We start from the raw sequence: 1,865 nt of genomic DNA on the forward strand, positions 1-1,865 counted from the left end.
GGGAATTCGCTGTCATGGTCAGAAGAACTCGGGCGTTATTGTTTTATATGGTTGGTGTACATAGGAATCAGTTACGGAGTGAAAAAGCAACGTCACATCAAAGTCGACGTCATGCTTCTCCTGCTGAAGAATAAAGGGAAGCTCGTGCTAGCTATGATTGCGAATCTTTTATTCTTAGTTTTCAGTATCTATGTTGTCATCAACGGGTACAGCATTGCCAATCAATTATTAGGGTTTGGACAGCAATCACCTGCTCTCCATATCCCAATGGGCGTCGTGTACATGGCGACTCCAATCGGATTCGGGTTGTCAGCAATCCGTCTTATTCAAAACCTTTATGTTCAATTCAAAATGTTAATCGGAAAAGAAAAGCTTGATGTCAATGATGAGCGAGATCGGATGCAGAAGCAGGAAGGAGAGGATGGACCATGACAACAATTGTATTATTCGGATCCTTTGCCCTTCTCTTACTGTTAAGTGTTCCAATCGGAATCGCGCTAGGGCTGTCAACTTTAGTGACTATTTTCTACACAGGAGCAATCCCAGTCCAGTTTCTAATGAAGGAACTTGTCACTTCTGTCGACTCCTTTCCATTAATGGCCGTTCCTTTCTTCATCCTCGCTGGTGAAATCATGGGTAAAGGCGGAATCTCAGAAAGGCTTTTCAATTTCGCGAATGCTCTTGTCGGGAATAAGACAGGCGGATTTGCCATGGCGACGATTGTCACGTGTATGTTCTTTGCTGCGATTTCTGGCTCAGGACCAGCGACAGTTGCAGCGATCGGCGGAATCATGATTCCGGCGATGGTGAAACAAGGATATGACAAAAAGTTTGCAACAGCGACAGTTGCAGCTGCCGGTTCAATCGGTGTCATCATTCCTCCGAGTATTCCGATGGTCATCTACGGTGTCGTAGGCGGCGCATCCATCGGAGATATGTTCATCGCTGGTATCATTCCTGGTTTGATCGTAGGACTAGCCTTGATGGTTTGGGCTTACATTTACTCCAAGAAAAATAATTACAGCGGCTCTAATGAAAAACTGTCCATTAAGAACGTCGGAAAAACGTTCTGGGAAGCAAAATGGGCACTTGTCATTCCTGTGATCATCCTTGGTGGTATTTACGGAGGAATCTTTACACCGACAGAAGCCGCGGTTATTGCGGTTGTTTACGGCATCTTCGCAGGACTTGTCTTGTACCGTGAACTGAGAATCAGAGATCTTCCTAAAGTATTGGCTGATTCCGCATTGACGACGGCAACGGTGTTGATCATCGTTGGTTCCGCAACGGCGTTCGGCCGCTTGCTAACGATTGAACAGATTCCGACTCAGGTCGCGAACTTCCTGTTATCTATCTCAGAAAATGAAATTGTCATCATTTTACTGATTACCGTGTTGCTCCTATTAGTGGGCTGTTTCATGGATACACTGGCGGCAATCATCATTTTGACACCGATTCTATTGCCGATTGCAACGAATATCGGTTATGATCCGATTCACTTCGGAATTATCATGGTTGTCAACCTGGCGATTGGGTTCATTACACCGCCACTGGGAGTCAACTTGTTCGTTGGATCCGGAATATCGGGATTGTCGATTGAACAGCTTTCTAAAGCGATCATCCCGTACTTCTTAGCGATGCTATTCTCGCTTCTTATGATTACGTTCATACCTGAATTATCTTTATGGTTAATCAGTTTTGGTGAATGATTCACCATTGACCCTCGACCCAGGAATCCCTTGCTTTCAGGCAAGGGGTTTTTGGTTCATTAGAAAAATTCTATCAATCTTGTTGTTGATGTTTCTTTTATTCCATTAAAGCTCCCGATTGTTGAAGACTCAGTTTCGAGACTTCTTCCTATTTCC

The 1,865-nt window shown here is 44.5% G+C and carries 2 protein-coding genes; both read left to right on the top strand.

Annotation, left to right across the window (positions count from 1 at the left end; translation table 11 throughout):
- On the top strand, positions 1–432 hold a 432-nt coding region (locus tag LD39_RS14960), incomplete at its 5' end, for a TRAP transporter small permease (RefSeq protein ID WP_035548863.1).
- A complete protein-coding gene (locus tag LD39_RS14965) occupies positions 429–1,709 on the top strand; it encodes a TRAP transporter large permease (protein ID WP_035548868.1) in 1,281 nt (426 codons plus the stop codon). The genes LD39_RS14960 and LD39_RS14965, both read left to right, overlap by 4 nt.
- The last annotated feature ends 156 nt before the right edge of the window (positions 1,710–1,865 follow it).

The organism is Halobacillus sp. BBL2006 (assembly GCF_000786645.1).
In the GTDB taxonomy this organism is placed as follows: domain Bacteria; phylum Bacillota; class Bacilli; order Bacillales; family Halobacillaceae; genus Halobacillus.